The following is a 21,473-nucleotide window of genomic DNA, read 5'->3' as shown; positions in this document are numbered from 1 at the left end:
GACCGGAGGCGGGAGGCAAGCGCGACCGGCATCCGGCTTCGAGCCCGCAAGATCGTTTGGGCAACCGAGGTCGCGCCTACGCGGCTTTGCTGCGGGATGCGGCCATCGCTTTGTCCAGAGCTCTGAAAATGCGCTGATCTTCGCATTGCGCCACGTTGAAGCGCATGAAGCGGCCGGCGGTGTGCGACAGGCTGAAGGCATTGCCGGGCGCCAGCACGACATTGTCCGACAGCGCATGGCGCGCGACTTCCGCCGCGTCGATGCCGTCGGGCAGGCGGCACCAGAGGAACATGCCGGCGGGCTGGTCGATCCAGGGCGTGATGCCCATCGCCTTCAGTCTGCCGGCGGTCCCGGCCATGGCGCGCGACAGCTGCGTGCGCAACTGCTCGACATGCTTGCGGTAGCTGCCGTCCTTCAACAGGGTCAGCACCAGTTCGGCCGACAGCCGCGCACCGCCGAATGTCGTGGCGATCTTGAGATCGGTCAGGCCTTCCATCCAGTCGGGGGGCGCCGCGATGAAGCCGCAGCGCACCGAGGCCGACAGCGTCTTGGAGAAGGAGCCGATCTGGACGACGCGCTGCAGCCCGTCAAAGGCCGCGAGCCTCGGGGCGGGGCTGTGCTCGAAGTCTGCGAAAATATCGTCCTCGACGATGGTGAGATCCGCCTGGTCGGCGAGCTTCAGCAACCGGTGCGCGGTGACCGGCGACAGGATCGCGCCGGTCGGGTTGTGGATGCCGGAATTGGTGATGTAGAGGCGCGGCCGGTGCTCGGCGAGCGCCGCGGCGAAAAGCTCGATATCCGGACCCGAAGGCGTATAGGGTACGCCGACCACCTTGGCTTGGTGGGCGCGCAGCAGGGCGTGGAAGTTGAAATAGCAGGGATCGTCGACCAGCACGGCATCGCCGGGCTCGATCAGGAAGCGGCACAAAAGGTCGATCGCCTGGGTGCCGCAGTCGGTCAGCATGATCTGGTCGGGCGAGGCTTCGACGCCGTGCTCGGCCATGCGCCTTGCCAGCAATTGGCGCAGCGGCGGCAGGCCGAGCGGCGTGCCGTAGTCCGCTAGCGCCACGTCGTCAGCGCGCGCCGCGCTGCGCAGCGCCCGGCGCAAGGCTGCCTGCGGCATCCAGGACGCCGGCAGCCAGCCGCAGCCGGGCTTCAGCATGTCCTCGCCGGCTTCGAGCGACTGCCGCGACACCCAGAGCGGGTCGACCGCGCGGTCAAGCCGAGGGCCGATCTCGGCCAGCGACAATGGCGCAAGCTGGCCGGCAGCGTAGAAACCCGAGCCCGGGCGCGAACGGATCGTACCTTCCGCGGCGAGGCGCTCATAAGCTTCGACCACGGTCGACTTCGACACCTGCATGGATTTGGCCATGGCCCGTATCGACGGCAGGCGGGCTCCGGGCGTCAGCGTGCGCGCCGCGATACGCTGGCGGATTGCCGCCATGACGGTTTCGACGAGGGTGGCGCCGCTGGCATTCGGGCCTGATGCGTCCATCTGTACCTCCCTGCCGACCATTACAGTTCTGTGGAATTGTACTCCATTGTATCTGGCAAGACCATGGCCCGCGCCGGTAGGGAAGCGCAAACGGAGCAGATCATGGAAAAGAGTTTCGACGGCTGGCTCAGCGGCTTCATCGGCGTGCTGATCTTCAGCGGATCGCTGCCGGCGACGCGGGTGGCGGTGATGGATTTCGACCCGACCTTCCTGACGGCGGCCAGGGCGGCGATCGCCGGTCTGCTCGGGATTGCGATGCTGCTGCTGTTCCGCGAAAAGCGTCCGGAGCGCAGCGACCTGATCTCGCTCGCCGTCGTTGCGCTGGGTGTCGTGGTCGGGTTCCCGTTGCTGACGGCGCTGGCGCTGAGGCATGTTACTTCGGCGCATTCGATCATCTTTGTCGGCCTGCTGCCGCTGGCGACCGCGATCTTCGGTGTGCTGCGCGGCGGCGACCGTCCGCGCCCGGCTTTCTGGCTGTTCTCGTGCCTGGGCAGCGCTTTGGTCGCCGGCTTTGCCCTGGCGCAAGGCGTGACCGCCTCGCCGCTCGGCGACGGCCTGATGCTCGGCGCCATCATCGTCTGCGGGCTGGGCTACGCCGAAGGGGCCAAGCTGTCGCGCAAGCTCGGCGGCTGGCAGGTGATCTGCTGGGCGCTGGCGCTGTCGCTGCCGGTCATGCTGGCGTTGAGCCTCGCGACGCTGCCGCCATCCTTCGCAGCCATCGGTTCCAGCGCCTGGGTGGGCCTTGGCTATGTCTCGCTGTTCAGCATGCTGATCGGCTTCGTGTTCTGGTATCGCGGCCTCGCGCAAGGCGGCATCGCCGCCGTCGGGCAGCTGCAATTGCTGCAGCCGTTCTTCGGCCTGGCGCTGGCGGCGAGCCTGCTGCACGAACAGGTCAGCCCGTTGATGGTGGTCGTCACGCTCGGCGTCGTGGCCTGCGTATTCGGGGCGAAGAAGTTCGCACGGTGAGCGCTTCGGCCGAGCTCACCGAGGCGGCTTGCCTATGTACGGCAAAGGAGGGCAGTCGGAGGTTTCGGCGACGTGTTCGCGATCCTCGTAGCGCTTGACGAATTTCCGCCCCGTCCACTCAAAATCCTGACGCACGCACACCGGATTTTCGGAAGGCTCCGCCCAGGCAACCCTCATCAGCCGGCTCCTCAGGTAGTATTCCAGATCCAACTGGTAGCCCCCGGGGATCCAGAAGAGCTGACCGGTGCGCAAATCGATCATGCGTGCGGCGATGCAAGCGTTGCCGCAATTGACCAAGACAACGGAAAAATGGCCGGCAAAATCAGCGCCTCGTTTCAATGCTTCGCGAATATCCGGCTTAACCGCCCGCGCCCAGGAATCATTGGGGTGAATTTGAATGTTCCTCGCAGCCTTCTTTTGGAAGATTTTCGCTGGAAAATCCTCGAACCGCAAAGTGGATTCCTTTGCAGCCTGGGGTTCGTCAGGAGTTGAGGCGCCCTGATGTGGCGCTTGGACACCATCAGCGACTCCACTGTCTTGCGCCCGGGCACTGAGCGTAGGCCACAGCAACAAAAGACAAAGCAGAAACAGTCTCATTTCCGGGCTCAGCCACAAATGGATGAAATCAATCTATGCGTGTTCGTTTATTTTTATCTACTTAAGATTGTGTAACGTTTGGCACCGGTTGTAAAGCGCTCGCACAAATTTTTTCCGGATTGCTATCCGAACTTCGTCACCACCCCAATCCCAATCCCTTCGAAGCCGCCCATCGCCATCAGGGCCGCGGGCGCTTCCTCGAGGCTGATCCTCTTGCCGACCAGTAGCTCGGGCTTCAGCTTGCCGGTGCGGATCATCTCCATCATCGCGGAATAGCGGTAGGCCTGCATGCCATGGCTGCCGAGGATCTCGAGCTCGAAGGCGATCACCTTGTCCATCGGCACCTGCGGGCGGGCATGCTCGCCCAGCATCAGCCCGACCTGAACATGGCGGCCGCGCCGGCGCAGGTTCGAAATCGAGTTGAACGAGGTGGTCGGGTGTCCCAGCGCGTCCATCGACATATGCGCGCCGCCATTTGTGATCTGCTTGACCGCCTTGACGACATTCGGCGTCGTCGAGGCGTTGATCGTCGCCACCGCGCCGATCTTCTTCGCGAATTCCAACTTCTCGTCCGTGAGGTCGATGGCAATCACATTGGCACCCATGGCGCTGGCGATCATGATCGCCGACAGCCCGACACCGCCGCAGCCATGCACGGCCACCCATTCGCCGGGCGTCACCCGGCCCTGGTCGACGATGGCGCGAAAGGAAGTGACGAAGCGGCAGCCGAGGCTTGCCGCGGTGGCGTATTCCATCGCGTCGGGCAGGCGCACGAGATTGGTGTCGGCATGCTCGATGCCGACATATTCGGCGAAGGAGCCCCAGCCGGTGAAACCCGGCTGTGTCTGGTGCTCGCAGACCTGATGGTTGCCCGACGTGCATTCGAAGCAGCGGCCGCAGCCGACGGCGAAGGGGACCGTGACGCGATCGCCGGCCTTCCAGCGGCTGACCTGCTTGCCGGCGGCGACGACGACGCCGGCCAGCTCATGGCCGGGAACATGCGGCAAGGTGATCCCATCGTCATGGCCCATCCAGCCATGCCAGTCGCTGCGGCAAAGGCCGGTCGCCTCGACCTTGATGACGACTCCGTCCGGGGCGGGCTTTGGATCCGGCACAGTCTGAACGGTCGGCGTCTCGCCGAATTTTTCGAAGACAACGGCTTTCATTGGATTGCTTCCCAATATCTCAGTTCAATGGCAGGTGGTTGGACGACGATCCCAACTAAGGTGGTAACGGTGGTTGGTCTAGGAGGGGCTGCCGCTTGCGAACCCATTCATCGGCATCAGCATCCCATGGCCAAACGCCAGAGGTTGTTGGAAAAATCAGCTGCATGATCCGGAAATCCGGTCCGTCGTAGAACCATATGTCCCAGCCGAAATATTCAGGATAGTGATCGGGATGGACGGCGCCGAACTGACAGTCGAAGCCGCCTCCCAGGAAACCCGATGCCCGCTCACCGACGCGGAACCTCTCGCCGCTGCGCACGCGTCGGCAGTATTCGTTGATGATGGTCATCGAAAGCTCCGGCTTGAGCCCGATGACGACCAATTCAGGGACGCCAAAATTGTGCTCGATCCCGACCGAGTAGGCGAAGGGCGGATGCTCGTCATCCTCCAGCACATAGAGGATGTGACAGCCATACTCGTCGATGTCGGCGAGTGCCTTGGCCTCCTCGGCGTCTTTGGCTTCCCTACTCGGCATCGATCTGGTTGTGCGGCGCTGCCTTCTGGAACGCCGGCAGCGCCATGCAGGCGGCGTTGATGCGGGCAATCACTGGATAGGGTGCCATGTCGATGCCGAAGCGGGCGTTGTTGGTCACCTGCGCCGCAAGGCAGATATCGGCGAGGCCCGGTGTGTCCCCGTGGCAAAAGGTGCCGGTCTCGGGCGACGAGGCGAGAATCTTCTCAAGCGGCAGGAAGCCTTCGTTCACCCAATGCCGAAACCAGTTGACGACGTCCTCGTCGCCGGCGCCGAACAAAGCGCGCAGCGATGTCAGCACGCGCAGATTGTTCACCGGGTGGATGTCGCAAGCGATCATCTGCGCCAGCATCCTGACGCGGGCCCGGCCCAACGCATCCTTCGGCAACAGCGGCGGCTCGGGCTCAATCTCGTCGAGATACTCGATGATCGCCAGCGATTGCGTCAAAAGCCTGCCGTCGTCCAACACCAGCGCCGGCACCAGCCCCTGCGGGTTGATCGCGAGATAGTCGGGTTCGAGATGTTCGCCATGGCGCAGATGATGCGGCACATAGCTGTAGTCCAGGCTTTTCATCGCCAGCGCGATCCGTACCCGGTAGGAGGTGGAGGAGCGGTAGTAGTTGTGGAGTATGAGCTCGCTCATCGCCTCGGCTGCCCGATGGTCACTTCGACGGTGCCGATGCCGTCGACACCGCCGGTGATCCTGTCGCCGGCCTGGACCGCGCCGACGCCGGCCGGGGTGCCGGTGAAGATCAGGTCGCCCGGCCGAAGCTCGACCGCCTCGCTGCAGATCGAGATGATGTCGGCGATTGGCCAGATCAATTCGGCCAAGTCGCCATCCTGTCTCACCGCGCCGTTGACGGCGAGCCAGATGCGGCCTTTGTCAGGATGTCCCGATTTCGTGGCCGGAACCAGCGGGCCGCAAGGCGCTGACTGGTCGAAGGCCTTCGACCAGTCCCAGGGACGCGCGGCTTTCTTCGCCTGATCCTGCAGGTCGCGGCGGGTCAGGTCGACGCCGACGCCATAGCCCCAGACATGGGCGAGCGCATCCGCGCGGGGCACGTGAAGGCCTCCCTTGCCGATGGCGACGACCAGCTCGATCTCGTGATGCAGGTTGGAGGTCAGCGGCGGGTAGGGGATATCGGCGCCGCTGTCGACAACCGCATCGGCCGGCTTGGTGAAGAAGAAGGGCGGATCGCGCTCGTCATTGCCGAGCTCGCGCGCATGCGCCGCATAATTGCGGCCGACGCAGAAGATGCGGCGCACGGCAAACCGTTCCGCCGAGCCGGCAATGGCGACCGAGGCGGTTGCTGGCGGCGGAAGGACGAATTCTGGCATGGGCTGTCTCTGTGTCGGCATGAATCATGCGCACCTTCGGCCGATTTTGGCGGCCGGGCAAGACTGAGGGCGCCCACGCGCACATCGGCCTGTCGTTTCAACGACAATGCCCTGTACCATTGGGCTCCTGTACCATTGGGCGATATACTATTTGCCAATAATCTGGCCATGGTCACCGGACTATCCTGTACCGGCCGAAACCGAACCGATGCCTGAACCCGTGCAATGAGCTCCGTCAGCGACCGCGCCCGCTTCCTGATCATCGACGATCACCCGCTGTTTCGCGAGGCGCTGCACAGCGCCGTGCAGATGGCCTATCCGGATGTCGACACGGTCGAGGCGCGCTCGATCACGGAGGCGATCGAGCTTCTCGCCGACGCCAAGCCGTTCGATCTCGCGCTGCTCGATTTGAGCATGCCCGACGTGCATGGCTTCGAGGGGCTGTTGCAGCTCAGAACCCGCTACCCGCGGCTGCCGGTGGTGATCGTGTCGGGCTATGAGGAACCGAAGATCATCTCCGAGGCGCTGTCCTACGGCGCGGCCGGCTTCATCCCGAAATCGGCGCGCAAGAGCGACCTCGCCGCCGCCATACGCTCTGTGATGGAGGGCGCTGTCTACGTGCCGGAGAACTACGAGGGCCAGAAGCCCGACCCCGATAGCACCGACCGCGCCGACATGGTGCAGCGCCTGGCCAGGCTGACGCCGCAGCAATTGCGCGTGCTGCAGATGCTGCGCCAGGGCATGCTCAACAAGCAGATCGCCTATGAGCTGCAGGTTGGCGAGACGACGGTGAAGGCGCATGTCTCGGAGATATTGCGCAAGCTCAATGTGTACAGCCGCACGCAGGCGGTGATCGAGGTGTCGAAGCTCGACAATGCGGAGCTGTTTCGGGATCAGGCGGGGTTTTGAGGAGCGGTTCTAAGCGAGCAGATGCGCCAGCAGCGCGCGCAACTGCGCAGGCTTCAGCGGCTTGCGCATAAGCTCGATTCCCGCGGCGCGGGCCGCCTTGGCGACGAGCTCTGACCCGTCGGCGGTGACGATCAGCGCCGGCACGGGGCGGCCGAGATAGTCGCGCACTTCGGCTATGGTGGCAGTGCCGAGGTCGCCGCCGTCGAGATGCTGGTCGGCGATGACGATGTCGGGCACCCAGTCGGTGTCGCCCAGAAGATCGAGCGCGTCGTCGGTAGAGGTCGCTGCGCGCACCAGGCACTGCCAGCGTTCGAGCAGCGAGGTCATGGCGGAGAGCACGTCGGCGTCGTTCTCGACCAGCAAGACCTTGGTGCCGAAGAGGCCGTAGCCGCGCGGACGGTCCATGTCGGCGATGGCCGCCGCCGGTTCGGCTGCCATGCCGATCGGCACGTCGATGTGGAAGATGGTGCCGCGCCCAACCCTTGAGGAAAAGGTGACGGGGTGGCCTAGTGCGGCCGCCATGCGGCGCACGATGGCGAGGCCCAGCCCCAGCCCGCCGGCCAACCCGCCGTCGGCAAGCGTCGAGGTGCCGCGGTGGAACTCCTCGAACACCGCTTCGCGCTGGTCCTCGGCAATGCCGCAGCCGGTGTCGGCGACGTCGATGCGGATGGTGTCGCCGCGATGCCTGGTGCCGACCAGCACGCCGCCGGAGCGGGTGTAGCGCAGCGCGTTGGAGAGGATGTTCTGCAGGATGCGCCTAAGCAGGGTGCGGTCGGAGCGCACCACGACATTGACCGGCCGGAACTTCAGCGACAGGCCTTTTTTCTCAGCCTCGGGCTGGAAATCCGAGCGCAGCGAGGAAAACAGCGTCTCCAGGCTGACGTCGCCGATCTCAGGCTGCACCACGCCGGCGTCGAGCTTGGAGATGTCGAGCAGCGTGCGCAAGAGGTCTTCCATCGTCTCCAGCGAGCGCTCGACCTGGCGCACCAGCTTCCTGCCTTCCTCGCTGGTCTGGACCTCGGCCAGCGCCGAGACCGACAAATGCGCGGCGTTGAGCGGCTGCAGCACGTCGTGGCTGGCGGCGGCGAGGAACCTGGTCTTGGAGAGGTTCGCCAGCTCGGCGTTTTCCTTCGCCGCGCTGAGCTCGATGTTCGATTGCTCGAGCCGGCGCAGCGTCGCGTGCAATTCCTCGGTGCGGTTGCGCACCCGGTTTTCCAGCGAAATCGCGGTCTGGAACAGCGAGAAGGCATTGCCCTGCTGGTCCATCGAGCGCTCGACGCGGCTGACAAGCGCCGCGTTGATCTTCTTCAGCCTGTCGACGTCGTCGATGTCGCGCAGCGGCATCTCGTTCACTCGGCCGCCTGGCGCTCGCCGAAGGCGATGCCGGTAAAGGTCTGGTTGAGATGCATCGAGCGGTACTGCTCGCCATAGGTGCCGAAGCCGATGACCTTGTTGGTCCGGTAGAGCTCGGAAATGTCGCGGAAGACCTGGCGGTTGCGCGCATCGAGCCGGCGCAGCACGCAGTCGAAGCCCAGGATCATGTCTATCCCGCCGAGCTTGTGCTCGACATCCTCGAAAGCGGAGCGCGTCGATTCCACCATGTTCTTCGGCTGGGCGATGGAAAGCACGATACCATCGTCGATGGCGCAGAAGAAGGACAGCGAGCCGTCAGCGTGCATGCGCTGGATCGATCGGCAATAATATTCGCCGCCGACCTTCACCACGACGGGGTGCGAGGCAAAGCTCAGCGGCGTCAGCGTCTGCGGCAGGATGCCGACGGAGGTTGCGTATTCCTCGGCCGCGTTGGCGGCGTTGAATTCGCGCACGATGCGATGGTCGGGGTCGGACGCCGTCACCACCAGCTTCTCGTCGGTCGGGATGAAATTATCGGTCTTGAAGACGTGGAAAGGAATTTCGGTCGCAACCAGCACGATGACGGCGCTGTCGGAGGCGACCCTGCCATTGGCCATCAGCCTGGTCGTCTCGAATTTGAGGTCGTCGCCGGCCGAGCCGCCGATCAGCGGGACGTCGTCCAGTCCCCAGTGGATGGCCGAGGTCACCGCTTCCTCGGCATAGGACAGCCCGTCGATGAAACAGAGCGCGAAAATCTGCTTCGAGCCGTCGTGGCCGATGCGCTCGCGCAGCAGGCGCCGCAACGCCGCGACCTCGCCGGTGATACTGTCCATGCTGGACGAAGAGAGGTTTTCGACCATGACGGAGACGGTTGAAAACGACGCCGAGGGCAAAAGCAGGGCAAGGATGTGCCCTTCCTCCAGTCCCTGGGGCGTGATCTCGCCGGCGGTCGAGCAGCCGGCATAGGCGAGCGACGGCGCGTATGCTTTCAGCGCCTGCGCCAGCGCCGCCGCGTCGACCAGGCCTTGAGAGAAGAACAGAAGCGCGAAGCCGGCATCGACGATCGCCGCTTCGGCGGCGATGGCCCGGGCAAAGGCATTCGGGTCGGGCTCATCCGTGGTGAGCGCCGATAGGCCCGATGCATAGCGTGTGCTCGAACTGGCCAGCTGCCTTCTCCGCAATTCCTCCGACGCGGTTTATGGGTGTCTTTTCTATGCGTGTCAGGCACGCTCCGCATCGAGGGCATCTTTGCCCTCAATCCCTGATTTGGCAATGGGGCCGGTTGCTGCGCTGCACATAGCTTTTGCCATGATCGAAAGTACAATGGAACCGGCGCTGGCAGCGCTGTTTTGCGCGTTGTACGGTGCGCGAATGGTACTGCCGAAGCACAGCGCGGCATCGGTAGGGTGAGGACCAAGGTTAATACCCAGGGAGGTTGCATGTCGGACGTGTCCTTGACTGTGAATGGGAAACGGGTCAGCGGGAGCGCCGAAGACCGAACGCTGCTGGTGCATTTCCTGCGGGAACATCTGGGCCTCACCGGAACGCATGTCGGTTGCGACACATCGCAATGCGGCGCCTGCGTCGTGCATGTCGACGGCCGGGCGGTGAAATCCTGCACAATGCTGGCCGTTCAGGCCTCAGGCTCCACAATCGTCACCATCGAAGGGCTGGCCGACGGCGCCGAGCTGCATCCGGTCCAGGCCGCATTCAAGGAGCATCACGGCCTGCAATGCGGCTTCTGCACGCCAGGCATGATCATGACGGCCACCGACATGATCGCGCGCCATCCGGAGGGCCTGGACGAGGCAACGGTGCGCGCCGAGCTCGAAGGCAATATCTGCCGCTGCACGGGCTACCACAACATCGTGAAGGCGATCCTCGCCGCATCGGAGACGATGGCGAAGGGCGCCAAGGGCAAGGCGAAGCAGGCAGCTTAGGGGAATAAGGGAGTAGGGCAGTAAGGGAGCAGGTGAAGAACGCACCGATTTCCCTACTGCCTTACTCCCCTACTGCCCTACTCCCCTAAATTCCGGAGGAATTTCCTAATGGGTATCGAAGGCGTCGGCGCCCGCGTGGCGCGCAAGGAAGACAAGAGGTTCATCACCGGCGGCGGCCGTTATGTCGACGACATGGTGGTTCCCGGCATGAAGCATGCCGTGTTCGTGCGCAGCCCGCACGCGCATGCGCAGATCAAGAAGATCGACGTGAAGAAGGCGCAAGCGATGCCAGGCGTCGTCGGCGTGCTCACCGGCAAGGAGCTCAAGGCCGACGGCATTGGCAATCTGATCTGCGGCTGGATGATCCACTCCAAGGACGGCACGCCGATGAAGATGGGCGCCTGGTCGCCGCTTGCGGTCGACAAGGTGCGCTATGTCGGCGACGCCGTCGTCATCGTCGTCGCCGACACCAAGGGCCAGGCGCGCGACGCGGCGGAAGCGGTCGAGATCACCTACAAGGAGCTGAAGGCGGTGGTCGAGGCGACCAAGGCCATCCAGCCCGGCGCGCCACAGGTCCATGCCGAAGCGGAGAACAACCTGATCTTCGACTGGGAGCTCGGCGACGGCAAGGCGACCGACGCGGCGATCAAGTCGGCCGCCCATGTCACGCGCATGAAGATCGTCAACAACCGGCTGGTGCCGAATGCGATGGAGCCGCGCGCGGCACTCGGCCATTACGACAAGGCGGAGGACCACTATACCTGCTGGACGACGTCGCAGAACCCGCATGTCGCGCGGCTGGTGATGAGCGCCTTCTACAATGTCGCGCCGGAGAACAAGCTCAGGGTCATTGCGCCCGATGTCGGCGGCGGCTTCGGCTCCAAGATCTACATCTATCCGGAAGAGATCGTCTGCCTGTGGGCCTCGAAGAAGACCGGCGTCCCGGTCAAATGGGTGGCCGATCGCACCGAGAGCTTCCTGGCGGACGCGCATGGCCGCGACCATGTCTCGACGGTGGAGATGGCCTTCGACAAGGACAACCGGATCACCGGCCTCAAGGTCGACACGATAGCCAATATCGGTGCTTACATGTCGCTGTTCTCGTCCTGCGTGCCGACCTATCTCTACGCGACGCTCTTGTCGGGCCAGTACAACATCCCGGCGATCCACGCCAATGTGCGCGCTGTCTACACCAATACCGCGCCCGTCGATGCCTATCGCGGGGCAGGGCGGCCGGAGGCCACCTACGTGCTCGAGCGGATGATGGAAACCGCCGCGCGCGAGCTTGGTGTGTCGCCGGCGGAACTCAGGCGCCGGAACTTCATCACGTCCTTCCCGCATCAGACGCCGGTGATCATGGCCTATGACGCGGGCGATTATAACGCATCGCTCGATGCGGCGATGAAGGCTGCCGACTATGCCGGCTTCACCAGGCGCAAGGCGGATGCGGCCAAGCGGGGCAAGCTGCGCGGCATCGGCATGAGCTGCTACATCGAGGCCTGCGGCCTGGCGCCGTCGTCGGCGGTCGGCTCGCTCGGCGCCGGCGTCGGCCTCTGGGAATCGGCGGAGGTGCGGGTCAATGCCGTCGGCACGATCGAGGTGCTGACAGGCTCGCACAGCCATGGCCAGGGCCATGAAACGACCTTCGCGCAACTGGTCACCCAGCGCTTCGGCGTGCCGATCGACTCGGTCTCGATCGTGCATGGCGACACCGACAAGGTGCAGATGGGCATGGGCACTTACGGCTCGCGTTCCGGCGCTGTCGGCATGTCGGCCATCGTCAAGGCGCTCGACAAGGTCGAGGCCAAGGCCAAGAAGATCGCCGCGCACCTGCTGGAAGCGGACGAGGGCGACATCGTCATCGAGAATGGCGAGGTCAAGGTCGCTGGCACCGACAAGAGCCTGCCCTGGTTCCAGGTGGCGCTTGCCTCCTACACCGCCCATAATTTGCCGGCGGGCATGGAGCCGGGCTTGAAGGAAACGGCCTTCTACGATCCGTCCAACTTCACATTCCCGGCCGGCTGCTACATCTGCGAGGTCGAGATCGATCCGGAGACCGGGCTGACCGAAATCATCCAGTTCGTCGCGGCCGACGATTTCGGCAACATCATCAATCCGATGATCGTCGAAGGGCAGGTGCATGGCGGCATCGCGCAAGGCGTCGGCCAGGCGTTGCTGGAGGGCGCGCATTACGACGCCAGCGGGCAGCTTCTGACAGCAAGCTACATGGACTACACAATGCCGCGCGCGGGCGACCTGCCGTCCTTCAAGGTCTCCACTTCGAACACGCCATGCCCGGGCAATCCGCTCGGCGTCAAGGGCTGTGGCGAGGCCGGCGCCATCGGCTCTCCGCCGGCGGTCATCAACGCCATCACCGATGCGCTCGGCGTCGTCGACATTCCCATGCCGGCATCGCCCGCGACGGTGTGGGCTACCATCCGCGCGACGAAGCACTGAGGAGGAACGAGCATGTATTCGGTCAATTACCATCGCGCTTCTTCCGTCGCTGACGCCGCCAAGCTGCTGAAGAACGGCGACGCCAAGCTGCTCTCCGGCGGCATGACGCTGATCCCCGCCATGAAGACGCGGCTTGCGGCGCCTTCCGACCTCGTCGACGTCTCGCGGCTGAAGGACCTGCAGGGCGTCAAGGTGTCCGGCAAGACGGTCACCATCGGGGCCGCGACGACGCATTACGACGTCTCAACCGACGAGAAGCTGAAGAAGGTGTGCCCGGCGCTTGCGCATATGGCGTCGCTGATCGGCGATCCGGCGGTGCGCCACAAAGGCACGATCGGCGGCTCGATCGCCAACAACGACCCGGCGGCCGACTATCCGGCGGCTTTGCTGGCACTGGGCGCGACGATCATCACCAACAAGCGCGAGATCGCGGCGGACAAATTCTTCAAGGGCCTGTTCGAGACGGCGCTGAAGGAAGGCGAGATCGTCACGGCGGTGAGCTTCACTGCGCCGGCCAAGGCGGCCTACCAGAAGTTCCGCAACCCGGCTTCGCGCTACGCCATCGTCGGCGTGTTCGTGAGCAAGGGCAAGGACGGGGTAAGGGCGGCGGTGACCGGCGCCGGCGAGGACGGTGTCTTCCGCTCGAACGAGGTCGAAGCCGCCCTGGCGAAGAGCTTCGACGCCGCCGCGCTTGACGGCCTCAAAGTGCCGGCGAAAGGGCTGATGAGCGATCTTCATGCCTCCGCCGAGTACCGCGCCAATCTGATCGCGGTGATGGCCAAGCGCGCGGTGGCCGCCGCCAACGCCTGAACAGCGCCCGCCGCAGGTGAAAGAAGGGGCCACGTCGGCCCCTTTTTCTTGGCCAAAACAAAGGTTTGACCGGTGTCACCGGTCAAATCGCAGCTTCGCACTTGCACAAAATTATCCTGCACTGCAAAATAAATCCGGCGGGAATACCAGACGGTCCGGGACGCGGGCAGCGCTCCGCATGCGGACCCCGAGTTGCGAAGGCACGGTATGACCGACATCGCCGCAGCGCCCGTTGTCCTGCCGCGGACCACTGCCGACAAAGCCTCACGGGCGAGGCTTGCCTATCTCGACGGTTGGCGCGGACTGTCGATCGCGCTGGTGCTGATCGGCCATTTCTTTCCGGTTCCAGGCATCAACCTCGGCGTGCTCGGCGTCGAGTTCTTCTTCGTGCTGAGCGGCCGGCTGATGGGCGAGATCCTGTTCATCGAGCGCTTTCCGCTGAAGAAATTCTTCAAGCGCCGCTTCTCGCGCATCTATCCGGCGCTGCTTGTGTACGTGATCGCCGCCATGATCGGCCTTGCCGGGACCTTCATCATGTTCAAATGGAAGGCCGCGCTGACGGCGCTGACCTTCACCTACAACTATGCCGGCATCCTGATCACCCGCGCCGGCGCGCTCGACCACATCTGGTCGCTCTGCGTCGAGGAGCATTCCTATATCCTTTTGGCGCTGATCAGCGTGGTGGTTACCGCAAGGGCGAATGTCGTGCGGCTGCTAGTCGTGCTGGCGCTGCTGGCGATGGCCAACGGCGCGATTTCCTACGGGCTTCTCGGCATGAGCTACGAGACCAGCTACTGGCGCACCGACGTGCATATCGCTTCCATCCTGCTGTCCGCTGCGATCTGCCTGCTCAAGGCCGACGGCCGCCTGCCGGCCTTCCTGAAGAGCCAGCATGTGGCGCTTGCGGCAGCGGTCGCTGGTGTTCTGCTGTTTAGCGATTCGATACCGACAACTTTGCATTACACCCTCGCCGTGCCGCTGCTGGCGCTGGCCGTCAACACGCTCGACTCCGCTGGCTTCTATCTGACGGGGCCGCTGTCGTCGCGGCCGATGGTGATGCTCGGCCTGTGGTCCTATTCGCTCTATCTCTGGCAGCAGCCCTTCTACAAATTCGTCGATGAGCGCGGCAGCGCGCCGGTGCCGATGCTGGCCGCCGTGTTCGCCTGCGCGCTGGCGAGTTATTACATCGTCGAGAAACCGGCTCGCGGCTGGCTCAACCGCAACTGGTGAGGTCAGGTCTTGCCGTTCTTTCGGGCGGCGAGGTAGCGGCGAAGCCCGGCTTCTCCGCGTGGCGTCGTCCAGCGATGGTTCCAGGCGAAGGCCGGCCTGAGCAGCGGTGCCAGGAATTTGAGGATCGGCCTCTCGACCGTGACCTGCCAGACCAGATCGACATGCGTGCCGGCCCCTGACGGCGACAGCTCGGCCCGCCACAGCCCGTCGAAATCGCCGAAGGTTTTTACCACCACCAGCCGGCCGGGTATGAGCTCGGCGGCCTCGATGATGAAGTTCAGCTCATAGGGCAGGGCGCCGCGCGCTCGTGCCCTGGCGCGGGCGCCGACGACGCCCTTGCCCTTCTTGTCGAGCGGCTCCACCTCCTTATAGGCATCGCCCCACCAGAGCGGCAGCAACTGGGCGTCCGACAGCACGTCCCACACTTCCTGGGGCGTGCCTTCAGGGATGTCCCAGCTTTCGTCGAAGCGGAAGACATTGCTCGCCATGATGTCGCGCCCCAGCCAGCCGAGCGGCTATATTAGCTTCGGCTTGTTCTTCTGGCCAGCAGCGTTCGAAGTTGTGTTCAGGCGGCGATCGGTTTTGCCCAATAGCGCACCGACTTCTTGCCGCCATGGATCACCGCGTCGCCGACCTCGGCGAAGCCCAGCGCGGCGTGGAAGGCATCGGACGCCGGGTTGGGCGGCTCGGCGTTGACCTCGCAGGTAACGATCGTGTGGCCAGCGCGCCGGGCCTGCTCGAACAGATCCTCATAAAGGCGGCGGGCATGGCCGCGGCCGCGCGCCGCGGCGGCGACCACCACGCGGTCGACATAGACGAAGCGCCGATAGCGCTCGCGAAACCAGAGGAAGTTCGGGCTGTCGTAATCTGCGTCCTGGTCGAAGCATAGGATGAAGGCTTCGAGCGCGCCGATGCGGCGGGTGTAGAAAGCCTCGCCGAGCAGGAAGGAAAGCCGTTCCGGCTCGAGCCAGGACAGCTCCGCCGCATGCTCGTTGTTGAGCACCAGGATGGCGGCCTCATCTGCGGGCGAGACCTGTTCGATCGGCAGCAATTCCTTGCTCATTGTTTGCGCCATCATGCTCTCGCGGCCGCGATCGTCGCGGCCACCTTGGCTTGGTCGGTCACCGTGTTGCGGTATTCGCGGTCGAGGTCGGTGCCGCCCATGCCGACATTCGGATTGCGGTAGCGCATGGCGCTGGGCACGTCAGCAAGTGCCGCAAAATGCATCTCCTTCAGTCCGGTCCGCCGGCGCACCTCGCCGATGGTGTCGGGCGCCAGCGCGCCACAGCCCAGGATGATGATGCGATCGCCCGCCTGGCGGACGAGTTCGGCCAGAAGCTCGATGCCTTCGACTGCCGTGTCGCGCTGGCCGCTTGTCAGCACGCGGCCGACCTTGCAGCGGATCAGGGCCTCGAGCGCCTCGGCCGGATCGCGCGTCATGTCGAAGGCGCGGTGGCAGGTGACGTTGAGCGGGCCGGCGGCCTCAACCAGCGCGCTCATGCGCGCTTCGTCAATGGCGCCATCCGCGGTCAGGCAGCCGACGACGACGCCGGCAACGCCCAGCTCGCGCAGCGCTTCGACATCGGCGAGCATCGAGCGGTATTCGGCCTCGCTGTAGAGGAAATCGCCGCCGCGCGGCCGGACGATGACGTGGAAGGGAATGGTCGCGCTTTCGAGCGCGGCGCGCACCGTGCCCAGGCTCGGCGTGATGCCGCCTTCGATCAGGCTGGCGCAGAGCTCGACCCGGTCGGCGCCGGCGGCCTGCGCGGCGAGCAACCCGTCAATGCCTTCGACGCAGATTTCGATCAGGGGTTTTTGCGTGTCCGCCACCAGCTTCCATCCATGCTTTCGAGAAGTTGGGCAGCCCTAGCACCGGTCGCGCCGCCGCGAAAGCCGCAACCATCGGTCCAGCCAAGGAAGGCGCTTGACAACGCATAACTGCAAAGTTATTGGTTATTCATAACTGACAAGTTATTGATTGACACGAGCCTGTCGGTGAAAGAGCCCGAGGAGACGGATGGTGGAAGCAAGATTGAAGAACCCGGTGATGCTCATTCCCGGCGCGCTGCAGGCGCTGCTCGCGCTCGACAAGTCGACCGAGGCCGGCGACGTGCCCTATGTCACGCGCAAGCTCATTCACCTGCGCGCCAGCCAGATCAATGCTTGCGCCGTCTGCGTCGACATGCACGCGCGCGAGCTTAAGAAGGCAGGCGAGAAGGACGAGCGGATATTCGCCGTGTCGGCATGGCGTGAGACGCCTTACTTCACAGACGCCGAACGCGCGGCGCTTGCGCTGACGGAAGCCGCGACGCGCCTGGCCGACCGCTCAGACGCGGTGCCCGACGACGTCTGGGACGAGGCGGCGCGCCACTATGACGACAAGGCGCTCGCCGCTTTGGTGATCCAGATCGCGCTGATCAACGCCTTCAACCGCCTGAACGCCACCACAAGGCAGCCCGTCGGCGCCTGGGGCTGAGCAACAACGGGCGACCGCTTCGAAGCGGACGCTCGGCCGGCTACTGCTTCAGGATCGTGTTCTTGGCGCCTTGCTCGACCTGGTCGATCACCAGAAGCTTCACCGGATCGGTGCCGATATTGGTGGCCTGGTGCCATTGGCCGATCATCTCGACGATGAAGTCACCTGATTTGAAGGTGTTGGCAGCGCCGGTCTCGACATTGGTGACCTTGAGCGTTCCCTGCTCGACATAGGCGTAGCGCGGGAAGGGGTGCTTGTGCACCGGGAGCGTTGCGCCAGGGGCGATCTGGTAGGCTGAGACCTGCACCTCGACATTCTTTTGCGGCAGCGCGATCGGCTGACCGGACGCGGTCGTCGTCTTCGACGCCAGCGGTGTCACCACGACGGGCGTGTTCGAACTGTCCAGCGCATTCGCGCTGGTCGTAAAGAATGCCACCGCCAAAAGCAGCGCGGATGTCGTGATGTTGCGCATGAGATTCCTCCAGAGATCGCCAGCTTGGCGCGGGGGACGCTAACGCGCAAGCTCGGGACAATGGAATAGCTAACGCTTCGCTGGCGCCTGTTTGGGCGGCCGCAGCAGCAAGGCAAACGGCACCAGCACCGCCGTGGCTATCGCGCAGTAGAAAAACACATCGACATAGGCGAGCAGCGACGCCTGGCGTCCGATCTCCTGGCCGATCCAGCCGACGGCCTGCTGCCTGGCTTCGACCAATGGCGAACCCTCGGCGACGAAATAGTCCGTCACCTGGCGGAGCGTCTGCTGATAGGCCTCGCTCGACTGCGCGGTGTGGCCGACCAGCACCGACTGGTGGAATTGGGCGTTCTGGGCAATCACCGTGTTAGACAGCGACACGCCGATGCTGCCGCCGATGTTGCGGGCGACATTGATCAGCGAGGAGGCCTGGTCGGTCTTCTGCGGCGGCAGGCCGACATAGGCGGCGGTGGAGATCGGGATGAACAGGAACGGCAGGCCGATCATCATATAGACGCGGGCATAGGCGAAGAAGCTGAAGCTGGCGTCGGGCGTCAGCGAGGTCGTGTGCCAGAGCGCGATCGCGACCACCGACATGCCCAACATGATGAGATAACGCGGCTGGACGACGCCGGCAGCAAAGCCCGAGATCGGCATCAGCATGAGCATGGCAATGCCCCCTGGCATCATCGACAGGCCGGAGAGCGTGGCGGTGTAGTCGAAGGTCGTCTGCTGCAGCTGCGGCAAAAGCTGCGTGGTGCTGAAGAGCACCGCGCCCACCGCCATCATGACCAGGAACGACATGCCGAACTGGCGGCTGAACAGCAGGCGGATGTCGACGATCGGATCGCGCCTTGTCCACTCCCATGGGACCAGCAGCAGGAACGACACGGCCGAGATCACGGCGAAGGTCGTGATGAAGGTCGAGGCGAACCAGTCGTTGCGCTGGCCTTCGTCGAGAAAGACTTCGAGGCAGCCGAGCGCCATCGCCACCAGGATGAAGCCGATCCAGTCGACCCTCAGCCCCTTGCTCAACCGCTCCCGGCGCTCGCGTTCGAGGATGTCGGGCTCGATCACCAGCCATTGCACGAGCGCCAGCGACATGATGCCGAACGGCACGTTGATGAAGAAGATCCAGTGCCAGGAGAAATTGTCGGTCAGCCAGCCGCCGATTGTCGGTCCGACTGTTGGTGCGACGATCACCGCAATACCGTAGAGCGCAAAGGCTTGCGAACGCTTCTCCGGCGGAAAAGTATCGGCGAGGATCGATTGCTCGCTCGGCGCCATGCCGCCGCCTCCCAGCCCCTGCAGGATGCGGAAGGCGATCAGCGTCGGCAGGTTGGGCGCCAGCCCGCAGAGCAGCGATGCAAATGTGAAGGTCGCGACGCAGATCATGTAATAGCGCTTGCGGCCGGCGACGCTGGTCAGCCAGCCGCTGACCGGGATGATGACGGAGTTGGCGACGAGATAGGTGGTGATCACCCATGTACTCTCGTCCATGCCGGCGGCCAGGCTGCCGGCGATGTTCCGCAGCGCGACATTGGCGATCGAGGTGTCGAGCACCAGCATGAAGGTCGCGATCGAGACGACGATCGCGATCAGCCAGGGGTTGCGCCCGCCGGCGGCGGAACGGCTTTCGTTGCCCTGGACTGTCGCGGCATCGCTCATCTGACCTTGACCGTCGGAACCACCGACATGCCAGGGCCGACATAGACGCCGGGCGGCTGGTCGAACACGATCTTGACCGGCACGCGCTGCACCACCTTGACGAAATTGCCGGTAGCGTTCTCGGCAGGCAGCAGGCTGAATGCCGTGCCGCTGCCGGCCTGGACGCTGTCGACACGGCCATGGAAGGTCTTTTCGGGATAGGCGTCGATGGCGATATCGACGGGCTGGCCCGGCCGCATCAGGTCGAGCTGCGTCTCCTTGAAATTGGCCTTCACCCAGACGTCGTTGGGCACGAACATCATCAGCACCTGACCGGGTTGCGCATAGGTGCCTTTTGCCGCCGTAATGCTGGTTGCACGGCCGGCGACAGGGGCCGTGATGGTCGTGCGGGTGAGGGTGGTCTTGGACTGGTTCTCGGCCGCCTCGGCCTGCCGAAGCTTGGCCTCGGCGCTCTTGCCTTGCGCCTGCAGGACCGCCACCTGACTTTTCGCCGCCTCGGCATTGGCATTGGCGGCGTCCAGCGCGGCCTGATCCTGGCGCAAGGTTGACGCAGCCTGCTGCGCCTGCTGCTGCGTCGCCGTGCCCTTGGCCAGGAGCTCGCGGTTGCGTTGGTCCTCGGACTTGGCGAATTCGAGCGCCGCCTGCGCCTGGGCCACCTGCTTTTCGGCAGCATCGATCTTGGCGTTCTGCGCCTGGGTCTGCGCCTGGACATTGGCGATCTCGGCCTGCGCCGCCGCCACGCCTGCTTCCGCCTGTTTGAGGGAGGCCTGATAATCGCTGTCGTCGATGCGCAGAAGCACGGCGCCAGCCTCGACCGGCTGGTTGTCGGTGACGGCGACATCGGTGATGCGTCCGGCAATTTCGGCGCCAACCGTCACCGTTCGGGCGTCGATGAAGGCGTCGTCGGTCCATTCATAGTGGCGCGCGTTGAGCCACCAGATGACCGCGGCCGCGATCACCAGCAGGATGAGGATGGCAGCGATCGCCGTTATGTAGGGATGGCGTCTGATAAGGCCGGGCTTGTTGCTCTCAGACGGACTGTCATCCGCCTGCGCGCCTTGCGCGCGCTTGTCGTCCGCGGGCTCGTTTTCCACGCGTTTTTCGTCGCCCGGCGGGCGTCGATCGGACCGGGGCCGAGCCCGCGTTTCTTCGGCGGGAGCGGTTTCGCGCTCTTTTCTGTCAGTTTTTGCGTCCATGGGAACGGGTCCCAGATATCGTCGGCCCCCTCGCAGGAGGGTCAACGAGCGGTTTCCGCAAAGGTTCCTGCCGCCGGGGACCGGCCCGACCGTCAGCCGGCCATCCAGCCGCCATCCACCATCAGGTTGATGCCGGTGACGTAGCTCGCCATGTCGCTGGCGAGAAACAGCGCCGCGCCCGCCACGTCGTTCGGATGGCCGAGCCTAGGCCAGGGGGTGCGGCGGCGCGAATAGTCGAGCGCCTCGGGATCGTTGGCGACGCCGGGCTTGCCGGTGATGATCTTGCCAGGCGCGATGGCGTTGCAGACGATCAAATCGGCGGCATGGTCGACCGCGATCTGGCGTGTCATCTGCACGATGGCGCCCTTGCTGACGGAGTAGGGAAAATCGCCGGGACAGGCGACCATGCCATGCTGCGAGGAGACGTTGATGATGCGGCCGCGCATCTCGTTGATCGGCGCCTGGGTCAGCATCTGCGTGACGGCGCGTTTGTTGCAGTAGAAGAAACCGGTCAGGTTGACGCCGATGACGCGGCTCCATTGTTCCGGCGTGGTCTCGACCAGGTTGGTGCTGGTGTAGATCGCGGCATTGTTGACCATCACGTCGAGCCGACCGAAGCGATCGACGGTTGCGCCGATAAGCGCGTCGACGGCGCTCCAGTCCGAGATGTCGGTCTCCAGGTAGATCGCGGTGCCGCCGGCCGCGCGGATCATGCCCACGGTACTCTCGCCACCTTCGATCGGCTGCTCCACCGTGTCGGCAATGACGACGTTGGCGCCCTCGGCGGCGAATTTCAGCGCGATGGCGCGGCCGATGCCGGAGCTCGCTCCGGTGACGACGGCGGTTTTGTTGGCGAGCAGGGCCATGG

General features: G+C 64.5%; 22 protein-coding genes. 7 read left to right on the top strand and 15 right to left on the bottom strand.

The window, feature by feature from the left end; genetic code table 11:
• Positions 1-76: 76 nt before the first annotated feature.
• Positions 77-1,495 (bottom strand): PLP-dependent aminotransferase family protein, encoded by a 1,419-nt coding sequence (locus tag E5X34_RS07585; protein WP_292562726.1) that lies wholly within the window; start codon positions 1,493-1,495, stop codon positions 77-79.
• A gap of 102 nt (positions 1,496-1,597) precedes the next feature.
• Here E5X34_RS07585 and E5X34_RS07580 point away from each other — a divergent pair, with 102 nt between their 5' ends.
• On the top strand, positions 1,598-2,461 hold the full coding sequence (locus E5X34_RS07580; protein WP_292562724.1) for a DMT family transporter: 864 nt from the start codon (positions 1,598-1,600) through the stop codon (positions 2,459-2,461).
• A 15-nt stretch (positions 2,462-2,476) separates the two neighbouring features.
• Here the strand turns inward: E5X34_RS07580 and E5X34_RS07575 are convergent, their stop codons facing one another.
• The 5 genes from E5X34_RS07575 to E5X34_RS07555 form a co-directional block, all read right to left on the bottom strand.
• Entirely contained in the window at positions 2,477-3,058 is a 582-nt protein-coding gene (locus E5X34_RS07575) for a hypothetical protein (RefSeq protein WP_292562722.1), read from the bottom strand.
• A gap of 122 nt (positions 3,059-3,180) precedes the next feature.
• Positions 3,181-4,224, bottom strand: a complete 1,044-nt coding sequence (locus E5X34_RS07570) for a zinc-dependent alcohol dehydrogenase family protein (RefSeq protein WP_292562720.1) — start codon at positions 4,222-4,224, stop codon at positions 3,181-3,183.
• Between the two features lie 55 nt (positions 4,225-4,279).
• On the bottom strand, positions 4,280-4,759 hold the full coding sequence (locus E5X34_RS07565) for a DUF4262 domain-containing protein (protein WP_292562718.1): 480 nt from the start codon (positions 4,757-4,759) through the stop codon (positions 4,280-4,282).
• A complete protein-coding gene (gene maiA / locus E5X34_RS07560) occupies positions 4,749-5,399 on the bottom strand; it encodes a maleylacetoacetate isomerase (RefSeq protein ID WP_292562716.1) in 651 nt (216 codons plus the stop codon). Before maiA ends, E5X34_RS07565 begins: the two co-directional genes overlap by 11 nt.
• Positions 5,396-6,094 (bottom strand): fumarylacetoacetate hydrolase family protein, encoded by a 699-nt coding sequence (locus tag E5X34_RS07555; protein ID WP_292562714.1) that lies wholly within the window; start codon positions 6,092-6,094, stop codon positions 5,396-5,398. The genes maiA and E5X34_RS07555 overlap by 4 nt, the downstream gene beginning before the upstream one ends.
• Positions 6,095-6,319: 225 nt before the next feature.
• Here E5X34_RS07555 and E5X34_RS07550 point away from each other — a divergent pair, with 225 nt between their 5' ends.
• Positions 6,320-7,003 carry a response regulator transcription factor gene (locus E5X34_RS07550; RefSeq protein WP_292562712.1) on the top strand — a complete coding sequence of 228 codons (684 nt, stop codon included), beginning with the start codon at positions 6,320-6,322 and terminating at the stop codon, positions 7,001-7,003.
• 9 nt (positions 7,004-7,012) lie between these two features.
• On the opposite strand, the gene E5X34_RS07545 is transcribed toward E5X34_RS07550, so the two are convergent.
• Both E5X34_RS07545 and E5X34_RS07540 read right to left on the bottom strand, forming a co-directional pair.
• A complete protein-coding gene (locus E5X34_RS07545) occupies positions 7,013-8,347 on the bottom strand; it encodes a hybrid sensor histidine kinase/response regulator (RefSeq protein WP_292562842.1) in 1,335 nt (444 codons plus the stop codon).
• A 5-nt stretch (positions 8,348-8,352) separates the two neighbouring features.
• Positions 8,353-9,537, bottom strand: a complete 1,185-nt coding sequence (locus tag E5X34_RS07540) for an FIST N-terminal domain-containing protein (protein WP_292562710.1) — start codon at positions 9,535-9,537, stop codon at positions 8,353-8,355.
• Positions 9,538-9,795: 258 nt separating this feature from the next.
• Between E5X34_RS07540 and E5X34_RS07535 the strand changes: the two genes are divergently transcribed.
• The 4 genes from E5X34_RS07535 (at position 9,796) to E5X34_RS07520 (ending at position 14,793) form a co-directional block, all read left to right on the top strand.
• Complete coding sequence (locus tag E5X34_RS07535; RefSeq protein WP_042644892.1) at positions 9,796-10,296, top strand: (2Fe-2S)-binding protein; 501 nt, start codon at positions 9,796-9,798, stop codon at positions 10,294-10,296.
• Between the two features lie 108 nt (positions 10,297-10,404).
• Complete coding sequence (locus E5X34_RS07530) at positions 10,405-12,753, top strand: xanthine dehydrogenase family protein molybdopterin-binding subunit (RefSeq protein WP_292562708.1); 2,349 nt, start codon at positions 10,405-10,407, stop codon at positions 12,751-12,753.
• A gap of 12 nt (positions 12,754-12,765) precedes the next feature.
• A complete protein-coding gene (locus E5X34_RS07525) occupies positions 12,766-13,563 on the top strand; it encodes a xanthine dehydrogenase family protein subunit M (protein ID WP_292562706.1) in 798 nt (265 codons plus the stop codon).
• Positions 13,564-13,770: 207 nt separating this feature from the next.
• On the top strand, positions 13,771-14,793 hold the full coding sequence (locus tag E5X34_RS07520) for an acyltransferase (RefSeq protein WP_292562704.1): 1,023 nt from the start codon (positions 13,771-13,773) through the stop codon (positions 14,791-14,793).
• 2 nt (positions 14,794-14,795) lie between these two features.
• On the opposite strand, the gene E5X34_RS07515 is transcribed toward E5X34_RS07520, so the two are convergent.
• The 3 genes from E5X34_RS07515 to E5X34_RS07505 all read right to left on the bottom strand — a co-directional run bounded on the left by E5X34_RS07515 (position 14,796) and on the right by E5X34_RS07505 (position 16,626).
• Positions 14,796-15,281 carry an SRPBCC family protein gene (locus tag E5X34_RS07515; protein WP_292562702.1) on the bottom strand — a complete coding sequence of 162 codons (486 nt, stop codon included), beginning with the start codon at positions 15,279-15,281 and terminating at the stop codon, positions 14,796-14,798.
• A gap of 77 nt (positions 15,282-15,358) precedes the next feature.
• Positions 15,359-15,856, bottom strand: coding sequence for a GNAT family N-acetyltransferase (locus E5X34_RS07510; protein WP_292562700.1), 498 nt, complete (start codon positions 15,854-15,856; stop codon positions 15,359-15,361).
• A gap of 11 nt (positions 15,857-15,867) precedes the next feature.
• A complete protein-coding gene (locus E5X34_RS07505) occupies positions 15,868-16,626 on the bottom strand; it encodes a copper homeostasis protein CutC (protein WP_292562840.1) in 759 nt (252 codons plus the stop codon).
• Positions 16,627-16,813: 187 nt separating this feature from the next.
• On the opposite strand from E5X34_RS07505, the gene E5X34_RS07500 reads away from it, so the two are divergent.
• A complete protein-coding gene (locus tag E5X34_RS07500; RefSeq protein WP_127874157.1) occupies positions 16,814-17,269 on the top strand; it encodes a carboxymuconolactone decarboxylase family protein in 456 nt (151 codons plus the stop codon).
• Between the two features lie 40 nt (positions 17,270-17,309).
• Here the strand turns inward: E5X34_RS07500 and E5X34_RS07495 are convergent, their stop codons facing one another.
• From E5X34_RS07495 to E5X34_RS07480, 4 genes are all read right to left on the bottom strand, one after another.
• On the bottom strand, positions 17,310-17,741 hold the full coding sequence (locus E5X34_RS07495; RefSeq protein ID WP_292562697.1) for a cupin domain-containing protein: 432 nt from the start codon (positions 17,739-17,741) through the stop codon (positions 17,310-17,312).
• A gap of 69 nt (positions 17,742-17,810) precedes the next feature.
• Positions 17,811-19,409: a DHA2 family efflux MFS transporter permease subunit gene (locus tag E5X34_RS07490; RefSeq protein ID WP_292562695.1), complete on the bottom strand. Its 1,599-nt coding sequence runs from the start codon at positions 19,407-19,409 to the stop codon at positions 17,811-17,813.
• Positions 19,406-20,503, bottom strand: a complete 1,098-nt coding sequence (locus E5X34_RS07485) for an HlyD family secretion protein (protein WP_292562693.1) — start codon at positions 20,501-20,503, stop codon at positions 19,406-19,408. Before E5X34_RS07485 ends, E5X34_RS07490 begins: the two co-directional genes overlap by 4 nt.
• Positions 20,504-20,697: 194 nt before the next feature.
• Positions 20,698-21,471: a glucose 1-dehydrogenase gene (locus E5X34_RS07480; protein ID WP_292562691.1), complete on the bottom strand. Its 774-nt coding sequence runs from the start codon at positions 21,469-21,471 to the stop codon at positions 20,698-20,700.
• Positions 21,472-21,473 lie beyond the last annotated feature (2 nt).

This window comes from Mesorhizobium sp., from assembly GCF_004963255.1.
Lineage (GTDB): Bacteria > Pseudomonadota > Alphaproteobacteria > Rhizobiales > Rhizobiaceae > Mesorhizobium.
The sequence above is the reverse complement of the archived record's forward strand: the minus strand, read 5'-3'. Positions and strand labels throughout refer to the sequence as shown.